We start from the raw sequence: 15,541 nt of genomic DNA, 5'->3' as shown, positions 1-15,541 counted from the left end.
ATGACATCATTTATCGAGCAGGTGCTTCAGGACTTATTGTCCCGGAAAGAAAACATTTCTGAAACCACATTCATTCTACCGAGTAAAAGGGCGGGAGCTTCATTGCTTAACCGGCTTTCGAAGCTGTCTTCGGCACCTATGTTTGCTCCAAGAGTTTTGAGTATAGAAGATTTTGCTGAAGAAGTAGCAGGCTTAAAATCTATTGATAATGTCACTTCTCTCTTCGAATTCTATTCAGCTTATCTTGCCTGTACCCCGCAGGAAAACAGGGAAGGATTTGAAACCTTCTCCACCTGGGCACAAACCCTTTTATATGATTTCAATGAAATTGACCGGTACCTCGTAGATTACCAATCTTTCTTTGGCTATCTGGGAAGCATTCAGGAGATGAATCACTGGTATCTTCAGGAGGAGCGAACCCCTCTCATGGAGAATTACCTGCTCTTCTGGAATAAACTTCCCGAGTATTATGAGGCACTTCAAAAGCAACTTGAAAAAAAGGAGCTGGCTTACCAGGGAATGGTTTACAGACGGGCTTCCGAAAAGATTACCGAATATGCTGAGGCTGCTTCAGGATCTTTTGTTTTCATTGGATTTAATGCCCTTAACAGTGCAGAGCAAAATATTTTTCAATCCCTTCTTGCTGCAGGAAAAGCTGAAATATTCTGGGATGTGGATGAGGTTTTCCTGAAGGATGAACAGCACGATGTCTCACTATTTTTGAGAAATTACTTTAATTCCTGGCCGTACTATAAGGAAAATAAACCTGCTAAAATTTCCAGGTCCTATGAGGATTATAAAGACATTAAGGTGGTAGGTGTTCCCAAGAACATTGGGCAGGCTAAATATGTGGGGGAACTGCTGTCTAAATTGTCGCCAGGGGAGTTACAACAAACGGCTGTGGTTCTTGGGGATGAACGTATGTTACTCCCGGTTTTAAATTCTCTGCCTCCCAACGTGGATGAGGTGAATATAACTATGGGATTTGCCCTGCAAAATGCTCCTGTAGCCTTTCTTTTTGAACATTTATTAAAAATCCATACTGTGCAGGGGGACGGCACACACTACTACAAAGATCTTATGCTTGTACTAAGCCACCCGCTTGTACAACAGGTAACAGATGGTTATTCCCGCACCATGCTGGAAAATATCCGGCAAAATAACCTGGTATACCTAAAAGAAGAAGAAATACTTGCTATAGTGCCCAGGGAGCTAAAACAGCTTTTTAAAATTTGTTTCGGGGATTGGAAGAATGAGCCGCGTATCGCACTGGATTCGCTTCAGGAATTGGTAATGATCTTTAAAGATAAACTTGATAAAGATCGGGATAAAATCACTCTGGAATTCCTCTATCAACTGCATTTACTGCTCAATCAACTAAATAATTTACTTCAGGAGTATCCTTACATCAATTCTATTAAGATCCTGTTCTCTATTTTTAAAGACTTGCTTTCCTCCAAAACTGTAGATTTCCGTGGAAAGCCTTTTTCAGGATTACAGCTTATGGGAATGCTGGAGTCACGGGTTCTGGATTTCAAAAATGTTATTCTTACCTCTGTAAATGAGGGAGTGCTGCCGGCAGGAAAAAGCAGTAACTCATTTATTCCGTTTGATCTTAAATGCTCTTATAAATTGCCTACTTACAAAGAAAAGGATGCAGTTTATGCTTATCATTTTTATCATTTGCTGCAACGGGCTCAGAGCGTGTATTTACTTTACAATACCGAAAGCGACGGGCTCAACGCCGGGGAGAAAAGCAGGTTTTTGTTGCAGCTTGAAATGGAAAACAATGAGAACCACAGCATAGAAAATTTCAATATAAGTCCTGTGGTGCCTCCCGTACCGGCTCAGCTTAAGACTGTTAATAAGTCGGCAGAGGTGTTGGAGAAGATCAGGGAGAGGGCGGCAGAAGGGTTCTCACCATCGGCCCTTACCACCTATATGAGAAATCCGCTGGATTTTTACAAGCAGTACGTTCTGGGACTCAAAGAACGGGAAGAAGTGGAGGAGACAGTGGCATATAATACCCTGGGAAGCGTGGTGCACGACACCCTGGAGACTTTTTACCGGCAGTGGCTAAATGAAGAAATAACAGTTACAAAGCTTGAGCAGGCACTAAAAGAGACTAATGCAGAGATTGAAAAGCAGTTTAGAGAGCATTATACCAGGGCACCACTGGACAAGGGAAAGAACCTGCTTATTTTTGAAGTTGCCCGTCGCTATGTGCGGAATTTTTTAAGATCTGAAATTAAAAGTTTAAAGGCAGGAAATACGCTGAAAATCCTTAAAATTGAGGAAAAGCTGAAGATCCAATTATCAATTGACGGTTTAGATTTCCCTGTGTTTTTAAAGGGAACCGTGGATCGTGTGGATGAATTTAATGGAAAGTTAAGGATCATAGATTACAAAACCGGGAAAGTGGAGCAGAATAAGGTAGAGGTTGTAGACTGGGAAGAAATTACTTCAGATTATGACAAATACAGCAAACCTTTTCAGATCCTAACTTATGCCCTAATGATGAATGATAAAGATCCATTGCCGGAGGTTTCCGAGGCAGGTGTGATCTCCTTTAAAAATCTAAAAGAAGGATTCCTCAAGTACACTAAAAAGGACAAGAAAGGTTATGGAGCCAAAAAAGATACAGATGTTACTGTAGAAACCCTCGAAGAGTTCAAAATCCAGTTGGAAAATCTTATTTTAGAGATATGTGATCCAGAAGTTCCTTTTGTAGAAAAAGAAATAAAACAAAATGCATGGTAATTAAGAAAGAGAAGAATATAAGCCTGCCCGGTTTACATGGGCGTCCTATTCCTACAGACGTATTTTATGCTGAAGGAGGAGAAAATAAGCCGGTTCTGTTATTCTGCCACGGTTATAAGGGATTTAAAGACTGGGGTGCATGGAATTTAATGGCCGAAGAATTTGCAAAAAATGGATTTCTATTTATCAAATTCAATTTTGCTTTTAACGGCGGAACTCTTGAAGAACCCATAGACTTCCCCGACCTCGATGCTTTTGGGGAGAATACCTACACCAAGGAACTGGATGATCTTAAAGTACTCATTGACTGGATAAGCAGTGAAGATTTCCCATATTCTGAGATTACCGATCTTTCCCGGTTCACCCTAATGGGTCACTCCCGGGGAGGCGGAATTGTTGTAGTTAAAGCTGCTGAAGATAGCCGAATTCAAAAACTTATTTCACTTGCTGCAGTGAGTGATTTTGGAGACAGGTTTCCCAAAGGGGAAGAGCTGGAAGCCTGGCGGCAAAAAGGTATTTCATATATAGAAAATTCCCGGACGAAACAGAAAATGCCTCACCTGTTCGATTTCTATGAAGATTTCAAACAAAATGAGGAAAGGTTAACTATATCCAGCTCGGCCAAAAAACTGAATATCCCTTACCTCATTGTTCATGGGACCAAAGATCCAACTGTTGCAGTTGAAGATGCACATGATCTTCATGAGTGGTCACCAAATTCTGAATTGTTCCTGTTGGAAGGAAGTGACCATGTCTTTGAAGCTGCTCATCCATGGGAGCAAGATGAACTGCCACCTGCAATGGAGAAGATCATTAAAAAGGCTACGGAATTTGTGAAAAAATAGTGTCTTGAAAATGTCATTTTTGAGACACCACCTTAAACCTAAAACAAGCTTACGAAACATGTGAACTCTGTAATACCGGGGAGGTAAAACAAAAAAACCACTGCAAAGCAGTGGTTTTTCGTGGAGAATATCGGAGTCGAACCGATGACCTTTTGGCTGCCAGCCAAACGCTCTAGCCAGCTGAGCTAATCCCCCAATGTGACGGCAAATTTATAAAATATATTTCAATGTATAAAGGCTTTATTTCTTTCTATAAAATTATTTTTGTGGAGGAAGCCATCTCCTCATGATTAGAACAGCCAATTTAAAAGATTTAGCCGCGATTAAAGGCCTTACTGAAGCCTGCGCTCAAAGCATGCAGGAAAAGGGCATTTTTCAATGGAATGAGCATTACCCTTCTTTGGAAAGATTACGGGCAGATATTGATAAAAAAGAATTGTTCGTTCTTAAAGAAAAAGAGGAGCTTCAGGGAATTATTGTACTTACGTGTGAAATGGACGACGAGTATTTGCCCATAGAATGGCTTACTCCCAACGAAAATAATCTCTATGTGCACCGCCTGGCCACAAATCCCGGGAGCTGGGGCAGTGGAAAAGGTCGCGAATTAATGGATTTTGCCGAAGATTTTGCGCGGGAGAATAATTATACCTCAGTAAGGCTGGACACCTTTAGCCAGAACAAACGCAATCAGCGGTTTTATGAGGCAAGAGGTTATAAAAGGCTCGGGAACATTTATTTTCCGAAACAAAGCGAGCACCCGTTTTACTGTTATGAAAAAATATTGCAGTAATGGCTGCAGTCACCTTCAAAAGTATCAATCAGCTGGCAATTCCCGCAATTATTGCAGGCATCGCCGAACCTTTAATTTCATTAACAGATATTGCCATCATTGGCAACGTGGAGCAGGATCCTGTTGAGGCTCTCGCGGCAGCAGGAATTGTAGGTTCCTTTTTATCGGCCATTATCTGGATAGTGGCACAAACCAAAACAGCTATTTCTGCCCTGGTGTCACAACATTTTGGAGCCGGTAGGTTACATGCGGTAAAAACACTTGTCCCCCAGGCTATTTTCTTCAATTTTCTACTGAGTCTTCTTATCTATGCTGTTACGGCATATTTTGCAGCCGCTATCTTTAGTGCGTATAATGCCGAAGGCCTGGTGCTCAACTACGCTGCCGATTACTACCAGATACGGGCCATAGGCTATCCTCTCACTTTAGTCACCTTTGCGCTCTTTGGAGTATTTAGGGGGCTCCAAAATACTTTATGGGCTATGAAATGTAGTCTCACCGGCGCAATTTTAAATGTGGGGCTTGATTTTGCACTGGTATACGGTATTGATGGATGGATCCCTGCCATGCACCTTGAGGGTGCAGCATATGCCAGTGTGATCGCACAGTTGGTGATGCTTATAATGGCTTTGTACTTTTTCTTTAAAAAGACTCCTTTTCATCTAGGGCTTAGTCGCAATATTAATCCACAGATGAGGGCACTTCTTTTGATGAGCGGAAATCTCTTTGTTCGAACGGCCGCTCTCAATTTTGCAATTTATCTCGCCAATGCTTACGCCACGGGGTACGGAAAGAATTTTATCGCAGCCCAAAGTATTCTTATGAATATTTGGCTTTTCTTCAGCTTCTTTATTGACGGCTACGCAAATGCAGGAAATGCCATGGGCGGTCGACTTTTAGGCGCGAAAGATTATAGTGGTTTATGGTTACTTAGCAAAAAGATAAGTAAATACTCTCTAATCATTGCGGTTACTTTGATAGGAATTTGTGCCCTGTTTTATGAAGAAATTGGTTTGATATTCAGTAAGGAAGCCTCTGTCCTCGTGCTTTTTTCTTCAGTTTTTTGGATGGTCCTGGTCATGCAGCCGGTTAATGCAATTGCTTTTATGTTTGACGGGATCTTTAAAGGCCTGGGAGAGGCAAAATATCTTCGGAATGTATTACTCGCAGCAACCTTCCTCGGGTTCACTCCGGCATTATTGATAGGAGATTATTTCGGACTCAAACTTTATGCTATCTGGATCGCCTTTTTTGTCTGGATGCTGATTAGGAGCAGTGCCCTGGTGATTAAATTCCGCAGTAAATATTTACATGGAGAGGCTTAAAAAAGGAGAATTTTCCCGTAGCAAAAGGCTAATATTTTTTGTGAGCTGTGGCAATAAGATGAGCTGTTGTTTTTGAATAATCCTTAATTTAGTAATTCATTAACAACTATTTCATTAAACATGCAAGAAACAGTTACTTCTCCTAAAAAGGGCATATTAAACAAAGCCCTGGATGTAGTTGAAAAAATGGGTAACAAACTACCCGATCCTGCTATACTTTTCTTCTATTTATTGATCTTCATCTGGGTGCTATCTGCAATCCTGTCTCCGTTTGATTTTGGAGAAACTCACCCAATGACCGGAAACAGTCTGAACGTTCAAAACCTGCTCACAGGAGACCAATTGGCCGCATTCTTAGCTAATATGGTGAATACCTTTGTGCTTTTTGCACCCCTGGGAATTGTTCTGGTTGCCATGCTGGGAGTGGGGGTAGCAGAACATTCGGGATGGATTGACGCGGGACTAAAAAAGCTTTTAAACTTTACGCCCAAAAAGCTGCTTACTCCAATGCTAATTTTGATAGCCATCGTGAGTCACACAGCGGCAGATGCGGGTTACGTGCTTGTAATCCCACTGGGAGGGGTAATATTCTATGCAGCCGGTCGTCATCCTCTTGCAGGAATTGCAGCAGCTTTTGCCGGCGTTTCGGGAGGATTTTCGGCAAACTTTATCCCTTCGGCTATTGATCCGCTTATCATGAGTTATACCCTGGAAGCGGCGAGAATATTAGATCCCGATATCAATTTAAACCCCTTGAACAACTGGTATTTCACCTCTGCTTCAACTTTGTTGATCGTACTGGTTGGATGGTGGATCACAGACAAAATCGTGGAGCCAAGGCTTTCTAAGATGGAAGTTGATGGGGATGAAGATCAAATGCCTAAGATGGAAAATGTTACTTCCAGGGAAAGTAAAGCCTTCTGGCTGGGATTTTTGGCTATGGTACTTGGAATTATAGGTCTTGTTTTGTGGGCATATCCCGAAGACTCGGCCCTTAGAGGGCCGGGGATGGTTGACCCCGAAGTCCAGTCCCTTACTTCATTTCATGCGCCTCTAATGAAGGCGATCGTACCTTTAATCTTTATACTGTTATTGATTCCGGGACTTGTCTTCGGGTTTGTATCTGGAAGGTATAAATCTTCGGGGGATTTGATACAAAGTATGAAAAAGTCTATGGAAAGTATGGGATACTATATTGTTATGGCCTTTTTTGTTGCACTTTTTATAGATGCTTTTTCACGTTCTAATATAGGTTTGTTGATTGCCATTAAAGGTGCAAATTTCCTTCAGGCACTCGATTTACCTGGGCAGGTCACAATAGTAGGGATCGTGATATTAAGTTCTTTTGTCAATTTAATGGTGGGATCTGCATCGGCCAAATGGGCACTCATTGCACCTATTTTTGTCCCTATGTTGATGCAACTGGGAATCTCACCCGACCTTACCCAGGCGGCTTATAGGGTAGGGGATTCAGTTTCCAATATTATTACACCATTGTTGCCATATTTCCCATTGGTAGTGGTTTTTGGTCAACGCTATGTGAAAAAAATGGGAATTGGGACGTTGATATCAATGATGTTACCTTATTCGGTTATATTTTTAGTTGCCTGGACGATATTTTTGCTGGTTTACTGGTGGCTGGGAATTCCGCTGAGTTTTGAGGCTAATTACGTCTATCCTGCAGGATCGTAATATCATCTTAAAAAATGTAACTTTACAGTAAAAAGATTTAAAAAATGAACACAACCAGGGAAAACGGAAGCCTATATACAAATGTTTACAACGGGATCGCCTCTTTAGAATTTGGACATCCAGCCAGTAATTCGTTTCCCGGAGTGTTACTGGAGCGGCTCTCGAAGGAACTGGAAAAACTTTCTGAAGATGAAGACGTAAAAGTTATCATCCTGAAATCTGAAGGAGAAAAGGCTTTTTGTGCAGGTGCATCGTTTGATGAACTGCTGGCGGTAGAGAACATGCAGCAAGGGAAGGTTTTCTTCGCGGGATTTGCCAATGTTATTAATGCAATGCGCAGTTGTAAAAAGATTATTGTGGGTCGCATCCACGGGAAAACTGTGGGTGGCGGAGTAGGACTTGCTGCAGCCTGTGACTATTGTTTTGCCACCGAACAGGCAGCTATAAAATTATCGGAATTAAGTATAGGAATAGGACCTTTTGTGATCGCCCCGGCTGTGGAAAGAAAAATGGGAGTGGCAGCCCTTGCGGAACTTACTCTTGCCGCCCAGGACTGGAAAAATGCTTATTGGGCTCAGGAAAAAGGCCTTTATGCACGGGTTTTTGATTCGATTGAGGAAATGGACAGGGAGCTGGAGTTCTTTGCAGAAAAACTAGCATCATACAATCCGGCGGCACTTAAGGAGATGAAGAAAGTGCTTTGGGAAGGAACTCAAAAATGGGATTCGCTGCTACAGGAAAGGGCAGCAATCTCGGGAGAGCTGGTCCTTTCAGAATTTACCAGGAATGCTTTATCAAAACTCAGGAAATAATATGTATTCACTAGCAATTTTTGCCATTCAGGAAGTTGAGAAATCCAAAGCTTATAAATTAGGCTATGAAATTGGATATTTTGTAGGTTCCAACTTCTGGGAAGTAGTAGCAGCAGCCGTTGTGATTTTGGCTGTCATTCTTTATCTGGCTTTTTTCAGAAAAAAGAATAGGGAATTGAATTAAAAATGCCTTTTTTGGCACCTAAAATTTACACTATGAATTTTCAGCAGGAGCATTTACCCAAAGACAGGCCGGCGAGCGAGAGGGAAGGTTATGGTTTTTCATTGGAACACTTCCTGGAGGATCAATGGATGTACCTTATTGGGATCCTCATTGTTCTTGCAGTGTTTTTTTATGCTCGTTATGCGTGGCGCAAAAGAAATAGGCGTTGATGCAGGAAGATCTACCCGTAAACGAGGAAACCTTTGATCTTCTTAGGTTTCTAAGTGGCTATGGCTGGTGGTTGGTGATCGCCTTGCTACTAATTGTAGTGGTTTTTATTAAAAAAACAAGGAAGTAAGTTATCGCGTTTTTAACCAGCCGGTGATACTTAATCTTTCAGTTTTTACAGGCTTAACTTCGTGCTCCAGGATCTGGCTTTCAAAAATGACCATTCTGCCCGGGAATGGATATATACTTTTGGGGGTTTCCACACCATTTTCATTAGTATAGATCACTAATTCCCCTCCATATTCCGGTTGCCAGTCCTGTTCATTTAGGTAACACACCATAGAGAGTTTCCTCCTGTCATCATTTTGAAAGGTGTCCAGATGACGTTTATAAAAAGTGCCTTCAGGGTAAAGTGCGTAATGAAATTCCTTGTGAAGAATCCCCATGTAACAGGTCCTGTTGAGGTAATCAATAAAATCGTTGATCTTTCTAAAAAAGGCTTTTTCGGCCTGGGCTGCTTCAGCTTCATTAAGCCATAGGATAAAATCCCCCCGAATTGATTTTGCTATGATCTCATTGGTGCGGTTTCCTATTGCGGCCTTCTTGAAATTGTCTTCTTCGTATTTGTGCAGGAGGGAATTGCGCAGTTCTAATACTTCTGAAAGGCTAAAGAAATCTTCAACAACAGAGTATTGCTGCTCTGAGAGATCTGAAATGATCTTTTCATAAACCGGATTTTCAATTATCTCCAAAGTAGTTGTTTTAAGGCTGCAAATGTATCTTCAAAATGGCAATTTTTGAGCGGTATCCCAAGTAAAGATTAAATTTTTTCAGCAAAGAATAGTTAAAATTTGGGCAGCCAAAAAGCTTTATCTTTGCAAAAAACTTTGACATGGCATTAATTCGCATCACCAAACAATTTACTTTTGAAACCGGTCATGCCCTTTTTGGCTACGATGGCAAGTGCAGGAATGTACATGGGCACAGCTATAAACTGGGTGTCACAGTGATAGGCGAGCCTATTAAAGATGAGGATAATGTGAAGCTGGGAATGGTGATTGATTTTGGGGATCTAAAGAAGATCGTGAAACAGGAGATCGTAGATAAGTTTGATCACGCTACGGTTTTCAATAAAAACACTCCGCATGTTGAGCTTGCTGAAGAATTACAAACAAGAGGCCACAGTGTCATCCTGGTCGACTACCAGCCAACCAGCGAGAATATGATTCAGGATTTTGCCGAAAAGATCCAGAAACGCCTTCCAGAGCATATAAAACTGTTTGGACTTAAGTTGCAGGAAACGGAATCCTCCTATGCCGAGTGGTTCGCTGTAGACAATTCCTAAGGTTTTTCATTTTCCATTCCCGAATACCCGAAAATAAAATTATTGGCCCTTCCCAGTTCTTCTGGAAGGATCACGTGCCCTGCATCCTTATGAACCTGTAATTCTACGCGGGCATTTTTAGTGTTTAATATTTCTGCTGTCTGCTTTACCCGATCTACAGGGACATGAGCATCTGGATCACTGGTGCCAAGGTAGATGGGAGTATTTTGAAAATCTGTAAGATAATTTCCTGTATTGATATTTTTACCAATCAGTCCTCCAATGATGGAGATAACACCGCCATATCTTTTGGCATTGCGGGTTACATATTCAAGCGTGAGGCAGGCTCCCTGTGAAAACCCGAAAAAATAAATATCCCTGGACTCGATCCCTTTTTGATTTAGTTCGGTTTCCAGGAGTTGCAGCATTTCTATTGCCGAATCCAGCCAGGGTTGGTTCTGCTGTTCCGGTGCCATAAAGGAAAGTGGGTACCAGCTATTGTTATAGGCCTGGGGAGCGATTATTGCAAAGCCTTCTACCTTAAGATGGTCGGCTACTGCCAGAATATCTTCGGCAAAACCGCCGCGACCATGCACCATGATCAGAGCCTTTTTAGCTTGTTCTACAGGAGTCCCATTGTATTTGAAATCTTTCTTATGTAACATTACTTGAAATTTGAAGGGTTGAGTTTTACAGGTTTAACTGCTTTTTCAATAAGATTACGGCGGGATTCGTACTGTGCTGGAAGTTTTAATGCTTCTCCCAGTTTATCCTGCGGCTCATCAATAGCAAAACCGGGTTCGGCTGTGGCAACTTCAAATAGAACTCCGCCGGGTTCCCTGAAGTAAATGGATTCAAAGTATTGCCGGTCGAGCACCGGGGTAGGATTGTATCCAGAATTGGTAAGTTTTTCCCGAACCTTTAGCTGGCTTTCTTTATTTGCTGTTGAAAAAGCTAAATGATGCACTGTCCCGCCACCTCCAAGACCCCTAAGAGCGTCGGGTTTGCATAAGATATCAATATAATTTCCCGGAGCATCTGTGGCGGCAAATCGAAAGCGGTTACCTTTTTCGGCGATTAGCTTATGGTCCAGCCCTTCGGTAAGAAGTCCGGCGGTGCGTTCGTATCCTTCCTGCCATATCTCTACGCTGTAAAATCCCCTAATGGAATGCTTCAACGGGATATTTCCATAGGTCCAGCCCGGCCTGTTGTCGCGATCATTGAAAACCAGCTCCAGGCCGAGACCATCAGGATCTTCAAAATAGATCACAGCCTCGCCGTCAAAACGATCCTGTGCAGGTCTAAAATTAATATCGTACTTTTTTAAACGTTCCTCCCAGAAAAGCAGGGAACCTGCCGGTACAGAGAAGGTGGTAATGTTAAGCATTCCATTGCCATGTCGCCCTTTTTGAATTCCTTCATAAGGGAAAAAGGTCATTATGGATCCCGGTTTTCCCTGTTCATCCCCGTAATAAAAGTGGTAAACATCCGGGGCATCAAAATTCACTGTTTTCTTGACCATACGAAGGCCAAGTATTCCTGTATAGAAATCAAGGTTTGACTGTGGCTCTCCTGCCAGAGCAGTGACATGATGAATTCCGGTAATCAAATTGTTCATGCTTCTCTGTTTCTTTTAAAGATACTTTTATTCTGTAAAACCCCCAAGGAGAGCCGGGTTTGATGCCATTTTTTCTGAAGATTTTAACTTCGGAAATTTAAAAACTATCTTTACCCGCAAATCCTTAGCATGCAGATACCCGAGGGTAAAAAGATCTATTTTTCCAGCGATAACCACCTGGGAGCTCCAACAGCCGAAGAAAGCCGTCCCAGGGAGGAAAAATTCGTGGCCTGGCTCGATCACGTTAGTGAAGATGCTGCGGCTATTTTCTTACTGGGTGATCTTTTTGATTTCTGGTTTGAGTATAAGCACGTAGTTCCAAAAGGATTCGTGCGGGTCTTGGGCAAACTGGCCCAACTAAGAGACAGGGGGATACCCATCTATTTCTTTGTAGGGAACCACGATCTCTGGATGGACGACTATTTTGAAAAAGAACTTGATATTCCCGTTTTTAGAAAGCCGAAGGAATTTATCTTCAATGACAAAAAATTCCTCGTAGGCCACGGCGACGGCCTGGGGCCGGGGGATAAAGGCTTTAAACGCATGAAAAAAGTGTTTACCAATCCCATTGCAAAAAAACTTTATCGCTGGCTTCATCCCGATATTGGAATGCCCCTGGCACAGTATTTTTCGGTTAAGAATAAGGCTATTTCTGGGGAAGAAGATGTGGCATTTTTAGGAGAAGAAAAAGAATGGCTTATACAGTATTGCCGGCGCAAGCTCGAGACGCAGCATTACCACTACTTTATTTTTGGACATCGGCACCTTCCGCTGGATATTCAGCTTCAGGAAGATTCTACTTACATGAATCTGGGTGACTGGATCAATTTCTACACTTACGGGGTTTTTGACGGGAAAGACCTTCAGCTTAAAGAATGGTAATTTTTTAAGACGTAAGAGCCAAGAGACAAGACCTGGTATTTCTATATCTGTTTAAAGGGACTGAAAAAACGTTGGGTGGGTTTTATTTAAACACTTTTTCTGTTGTATTTAACCACTCCACATTCTAAAGGAAAAACAAAGTTCCCATTTTTCCTTTTTTGTCTTGATTCCTGTCTCTTGTAGCGCAGCGATCTTTTGTTTTTTTATAGGTGGCAAAAATGTCAATTGTGGCACATATTATTCTGCAGCAGGATTTCCGGAATTAATGCAAACGTTTTCGGGGCTAAAATGTTGATTTCTTTCAATCTGCAAATGATATTTGTCATGATACACGGCTTTTTTCAGGGGTATCTTTAGGTGATATAAATCAGGAAATATGTGCAGCATTTTCCGTCAATTTTAAGCCATGAAAAATATCCTAATCCCTTTCGACTTTTCTGAAGTATCTAAAAATGCTTTGGAATATGCTGTGAAATTTGCAGATAAGGATCCCTTGATCAATTTATTTCTGCTGAACATAGCCAACAGTAATAATGATCTTAATGCTTCTGAAGAAAACTTCAAAAAGATCATTAAAAAATACAATAAACCACTGTTTCCTGAAATTCATACCATGGTCAAAACAGGGGAGCTTGTACCTTCCATTATTCAACTTCAAAAAGAGTTGAAAATTGATCTCATTATTATGGGAACGAGGGGAGCCAACCTGGAGGAAGAAAATATTAAAACCACTACATCCCGGCTGGTTCAGGAAGCAGATCTTCCTGTACTTGTAATTCCAGAGAAATACAAAAAATTCAGGTTGAACACCATTATTCTTTCCCTTGGAAACGAAAAGATAGCCGACAGGTCTCCCTTGTATGTACTTCTGGAAGTATCCCGCAGGCACAATGCCCAGGTTCATGTGTTAACCATACAACAAAAAGAAATGGCTATGGGATACAGTGAGGATGACGAGAGCAATGAAAACACCCTTAATTATTTCCTTGAAATGTTCTATTCTCACCACAGTTTCCACGAAAACGAAGATATAGAAAAAGGAATTCTTGAGTACATCACAAAGAACGACATGGATATGCTTGCCATAATGCCTAAAACCCACTTGCCGGGCAGCGAGGCTTCTCCGGGCCGCCTAACCAGGTTGCTCACTTTGCATTCAAATGTTCCCCTACTGGTACTCGATTAGAATTAGGTAAGAGCAGCGACTCTTTGTTTAGGGAACTTTTAACCACTTATTACCGCCAGCGAAATATATGGCACAATTATAACCTCTCAATACTTGAATCATGAAAAATGTTTTAGACAAACCTCAAACGGTTAACCTCGAAGGATACGGTTTGAAAAATTGCAGGATCCACTGGAACCTTTCGGGAGAAGCACTTCAGGAAATCACTGTGCGCAAAGGCATGGGCACAGAAACCGAAAATGGTACCCTTTGTGTAAATACAGGAACTTTTACCGGTAGATCTCCTCAAGATCGTTTTCTGGTAAAGGATGATTATACCCGCGACAAAGTGTGGTGGGGAAATATTAACAAGCCTCTGTCTTCAGAAAATTTTGGACAGCTTTACGACAGGGTCACCGAATATCTTTCAGGCAAAGAAGTGTATGTTCATGATGGTTATGTTTGTTCCCATCCAGATTATCGCATGAATGTACGTACCATAGCCGAATATCCATGGTCTGCTTTCTTTGTGAAAAATATGTTCCTTCGTCTTGAGCAGGAAGATCTTGCCGATTTTTCTGAAGAATGGCTTGTAGTTTGCGCCCCCGGTTATGTAGAAGCAGAGCCGGAAAAATATGGTTTACGCCAGGGTAACTTCAGCATTCTTGATTTTACCCGAAAGATTGCTCTCGTGGGAGGATCTGCGTACACCGGAGAGATGAAAAAGGGAATTTTCTCTGCGCTTAACCTCATCCTTCCCATTGAAAAAGAAGTTTTACCAATGCACTGCTCTGCCAATGTAGGGGAAGAAGGCGACACCGCAATTTTCTTTGGATTATCGGGAACCGGTAAAACAACTCTGTCTGCAGATCCCGATAGAAAACTAATTGGGGATGATGAGCACGGCTGGACATCTGAAGATGTGATCTTCAACTTTGAAGGCGGTTGTTATGCAAAGGTTATTGGACTCACAGAAGAATCTGAACCAGATATTTACCGGGCAATAAAACCGGGAGCTTTACTGGAAAATGTGGTCTTCAAAAAAGGCACAAGAGAAGTAGATTTTCTTGATGCCAGTATTACCCAGAATACCCGGGTAAGTTATCCTTTGCAACACATTGACAATATTCAATGGCCATCTTATGCAAAAAACCCAAAGAATATTTTCTTCCTTACATGTGATGCTTTTGGAGTGTTGCCTCCTGTTTCTAAATTGACACCAGGACAGGCCGCATATCACTTTATTTCTGGCTATACAGCCAAAGTTGCAGGAACAGAGGCGGGAATTAACGAGCCTGTGCCTTCCTTCTCGGCTTGTTTTGGTGCACCGTTTATGCCCCTCCACCCAACTGTCTATGCCGAAATGCTTAGCAAAAAGATGAAAGAGGCAGGAGTTAATGTATGGCTTATCAATACCGGTTGGAGCGGAGGCCCTTATGGAGTGGGATCAAGAATCAAGTTGAGATACACACGGGCTATGATCACTTCCATACTTAAAGGAGAATTACAAAATGTAGATTTTGAGATGCACCCTATCTTTGGCCTTCATATGCCAAAGTATTGCCACAATGTGCCTTCAGAAATGTTGAATCCTTTGAATACATGGCTTCAGAAAGGAGCTTATATCCAAAAATCGATTCAGCTGGCACATAGCTTCCACCTCAACTTTGAAAAATTCTCTGCTGAAGCTTCCAGGCAGATCATTGAAGGCGGACCGCTAATTGACGAGCACCACCACATGGATGCTCAATTTTAAACAATAACTAACCAACCTTTGAAACCGCCCGAAGTCTTTTCGGGTGGTTTTGTTTTTAAGATAATGAATAAAAAAGAGGTTGTTTAAAAAGGGCATTTTTCGTCCAAGCTGAAGCTTGTTTCAGCTTCTAATTGATTATGACTTTCAATTGGTTAAGATCCTGAAATAAATTCAGGATGAC

Annotated in this window: 16 protein-coding genes and 1 tRNA gene; 13 read left to right on the top strand and 4 right to left on the bottom strand. The window is 41.8% G+C overall.

Translation table 11 applies throughout. The features are described from left to right. Together OU683_RS04770 and OU683_RS04765 are read left to right on the top strand one after the other, a co-directional pair. Positions 1-2,760 carry a PD-(D/E)XK nuclease family protein gene (locus tag OU683_RS04770; protein WP_268135780.1) on the top strand — a complete coding sequence of 920 codons (2,760 nt, stop codon included), beginning with the start codon at positions 1-3 and terminating at the stop codon, positions 2,758-2,760. Then, positions 2,754-3,605 carry an alpha/beta hydrolase family protein gene (locus tag OU683_RS04765; protein ID WP_268135778.1) on the top strand — a complete coding sequence of 284 codons (852 nt, stop codon included), beginning with the start codon at positions 2,754-2,756 and terminating at the stop codon, positions 3,603-3,605. The genes OU683_RS04770 and OU683_RS04765 overlap by 7 nt, the downstream gene beginning before the upstream one ends. A 121-nt stretch (positions 3,606-3,726) precedes the next feature. On the opposite strand, the gene OU683_RS04760 is transcribed toward OU683_RS04765, so the two are convergent. Further along, positions 3,727-3,800, bottom strand: a tRNA-Ala gene (locus OU683_RS04760). 91 nt (positions 3,801-3,891) lie between these two features. Here OU683_RS04760 and OU683_RS04755 point away from each other — a divergent pair. The 7 genes from OU683_RS04755 to OU683_RS04725 all read left to right on the top strand — a co-directional run bounded on the left by OU683_RS04755 (position 3,892) and on the right by OU683_RS04725 (position 8,745). Further along, positions 3,892-4,395, top strand: a complete 504-nt coding sequence (locus OU683_RS04755) for a GNAT family N-acetyltransferase (protein ID WP_268135776.1) — start codon at positions 3,892-3,894, stop codon at positions 4,393-4,395. After that, positions 4,395-5,720 (top strand): MATE family efflux transporter, encoded by a 1,326-nt coding sequence (locus OU683_RS04750; RefSeq protein WP_268135774.1) that lies wholly within the window; start codon positions 4,395-4,397, stop codon positions 5,718-5,720. Before OU683_RS04755 ends, OU683_RS04750 begins: the two co-directional genes overlap by 1 nt. A 120-nt stretch (positions 5,721-5,840) precedes the next feature. Next, the gene (locus OU683_RS04745) at positions 5,841-7,412 is read left to right on the top strand and encodes an AbgT family transporter (RefSeq protein WP_268135772.1); all 1,572 of its coding nucleotides are present in this window, start codon (positions 5,841-5,843) and stop codon (positions 7,410-7,412) included. Positions 7,413-7,456: 44 nt separating this feature from the next. Next, positions 7,457-8,224 (top strand): enoyl-CoA hydratase/isomerase family protein, encoded by a 768-nt coding sequence (locus tag OU683_RS04740; protein WP_268135770.1) that lies wholly within the window; start codon positions 7,457-7,459, stop codon positions 8,222-8,224. A 1-nt stretch (position 8,225) separates the two neighbouring features. Beyond that, entirely contained in the window at positions 8,226-8,408 is a 183-nt protein-coding gene (locus OU683_RS04735) for a hypothetical protein (RefSeq protein ID WP_268135768.1), read from the top strand. Positions 8,409-8,440: 32 nt separating this feature from the next. Then, on the top strand, positions 8,441-8,617 hold the full coding sequence (locus OU683_RS04730; protein ID WP_268135766.1) for a hypothetical protein: 177 nt from the start codon (positions 8,441-8,443) through the stop codon (positions 8,615-8,617). After that, positions 8,617-8,745, top strand: coding sequence for a hypothetical protein (locus OU683_RS04725; RefSeq protein ID WP_268135764.1), 129 nt, complete (start codon positions 8,617-8,619; stop codon positions 8,743-8,745). Before OU683_RS04730 ends, OU683_RS04725 begins: the two co-directional genes overlap by 1 nt. A 1-nt stretch (position 8,746) precedes the next feature. Here the strand turns inward: OU683_RS04725 and OU683_RS04720 are convergent, their stop codons facing one another. Continuing rightward, positions 8,747-9,367, bottom strand: coding sequence for a 2OG-Fe(II) oxygenase (locus tag OU683_RS04720; protein ID WP_268135762.1), 621 nt, complete (start codon positions 9,365-9,367; stop codon positions 8,747-8,749). Positions 9,368-9,507: 140 nt separating this feature from the next. Between OU683_RS04720 and OU683_RS04715 the strand changes: the two genes are divergently transcribed. Then, the gene (locus tag OU683_RS04715) at positions 9,508-9,960 is read left to right on the top strand and encodes a 6-pyruvoyl trahydropterin synthase family protein (protein ID WP_268135760.1); all 453 of its coding nucleotides are present in this window, start codon (positions 9,508-9,510) and stop codon (positions 9,958-9,960) included. Here the strand turns inward: OU683_RS04715 and OU683_RS04710 are convergent. Then, entirely contained in the window at positions 9,957-10,604 is a 648-nt protein-coding gene (locus tag OU683_RS04710; RefSeq protein ID WP_268135758.1) for an alpha/beta hydrolase, read from the bottom strand. The genes OU683_RS04715 and OU683_RS04710 overlap by 4 nt on opposite strands. After that, positions 10,604-11,557, bottom strand: a complete 954-nt coding sequence (locus tag OU683_RS04705) for a ring-cleaving dioxygenase (protein WP_268135755.1) — start codon at positions 11,555-11,557, stop codon at positions 10,604-10,606. Before OU683_RS04705 ends, OU683_RS04710 begins: the two co-directional genes overlap by 1 nt. Positions 11,558-11,686: 129 nt before the next feature. Here OU683_RS04705 and OU683_RS04700 point away from each other — a divergent pair, with 129 nt between their 5' ends. From OU683_RS04700 to pckA, 3 genes are all read left to right on the top strand, one after another. Continuing rightward, positions 11,687-12,439 (top strand): UDP-2,3-diacylglucosamine diphosphatase, encoded by a 753-nt coding sequence (locus tag OU683_RS04700; RefSeq protein ID WP_268135753.1) that lies wholly within the window; start codon positions 11,687-11,689, stop codon positions 12,437-12,439. Between the two features lie 406 nt (positions 12,440-12,845). Continuing rightward, positions 12,846-13,625 (top strand): universal stress protein, encoded by a 780-nt coding sequence (locus OU683_RS04695; RefSeq protein ID WP_268135751.1) that lies wholly within the window; start codon positions 12,846-12,848, stop codon positions 13,623-13,625. 100 nt (positions 13,626-13,725) lie between these two features. Further along, positions 13,726-15,360 carry a phosphoenolpyruvate carboxykinase (ATP) gene (pckA, locus tag OU683_RS04690; RefSeq protein WP_268135749.1) on the top strand — a complete coding sequence of 545 codons (1,635 nt, stop codon included), beginning with the start codon at positions 13,726-13,728 and terminating at the stop codon, positions 15,358-15,360. Positions 15,361-15,541 lie beyond the last annotated feature (181 nt).

It is taken from the genome of Salinimicrobium sp. TH3 (assembly GCF_026676115.1).
Classification (GTDB): Bacteria; Bacteroidota; Bacteroidia; order Flavobacteriales; family Flavobacteriaceae; genus Salinimicrobium.
The sequence above is the reverse complement of the archived record's forward strand: the minus strand, read 5'-3'. Positions and strand labels throughout refer to the sequence as shown.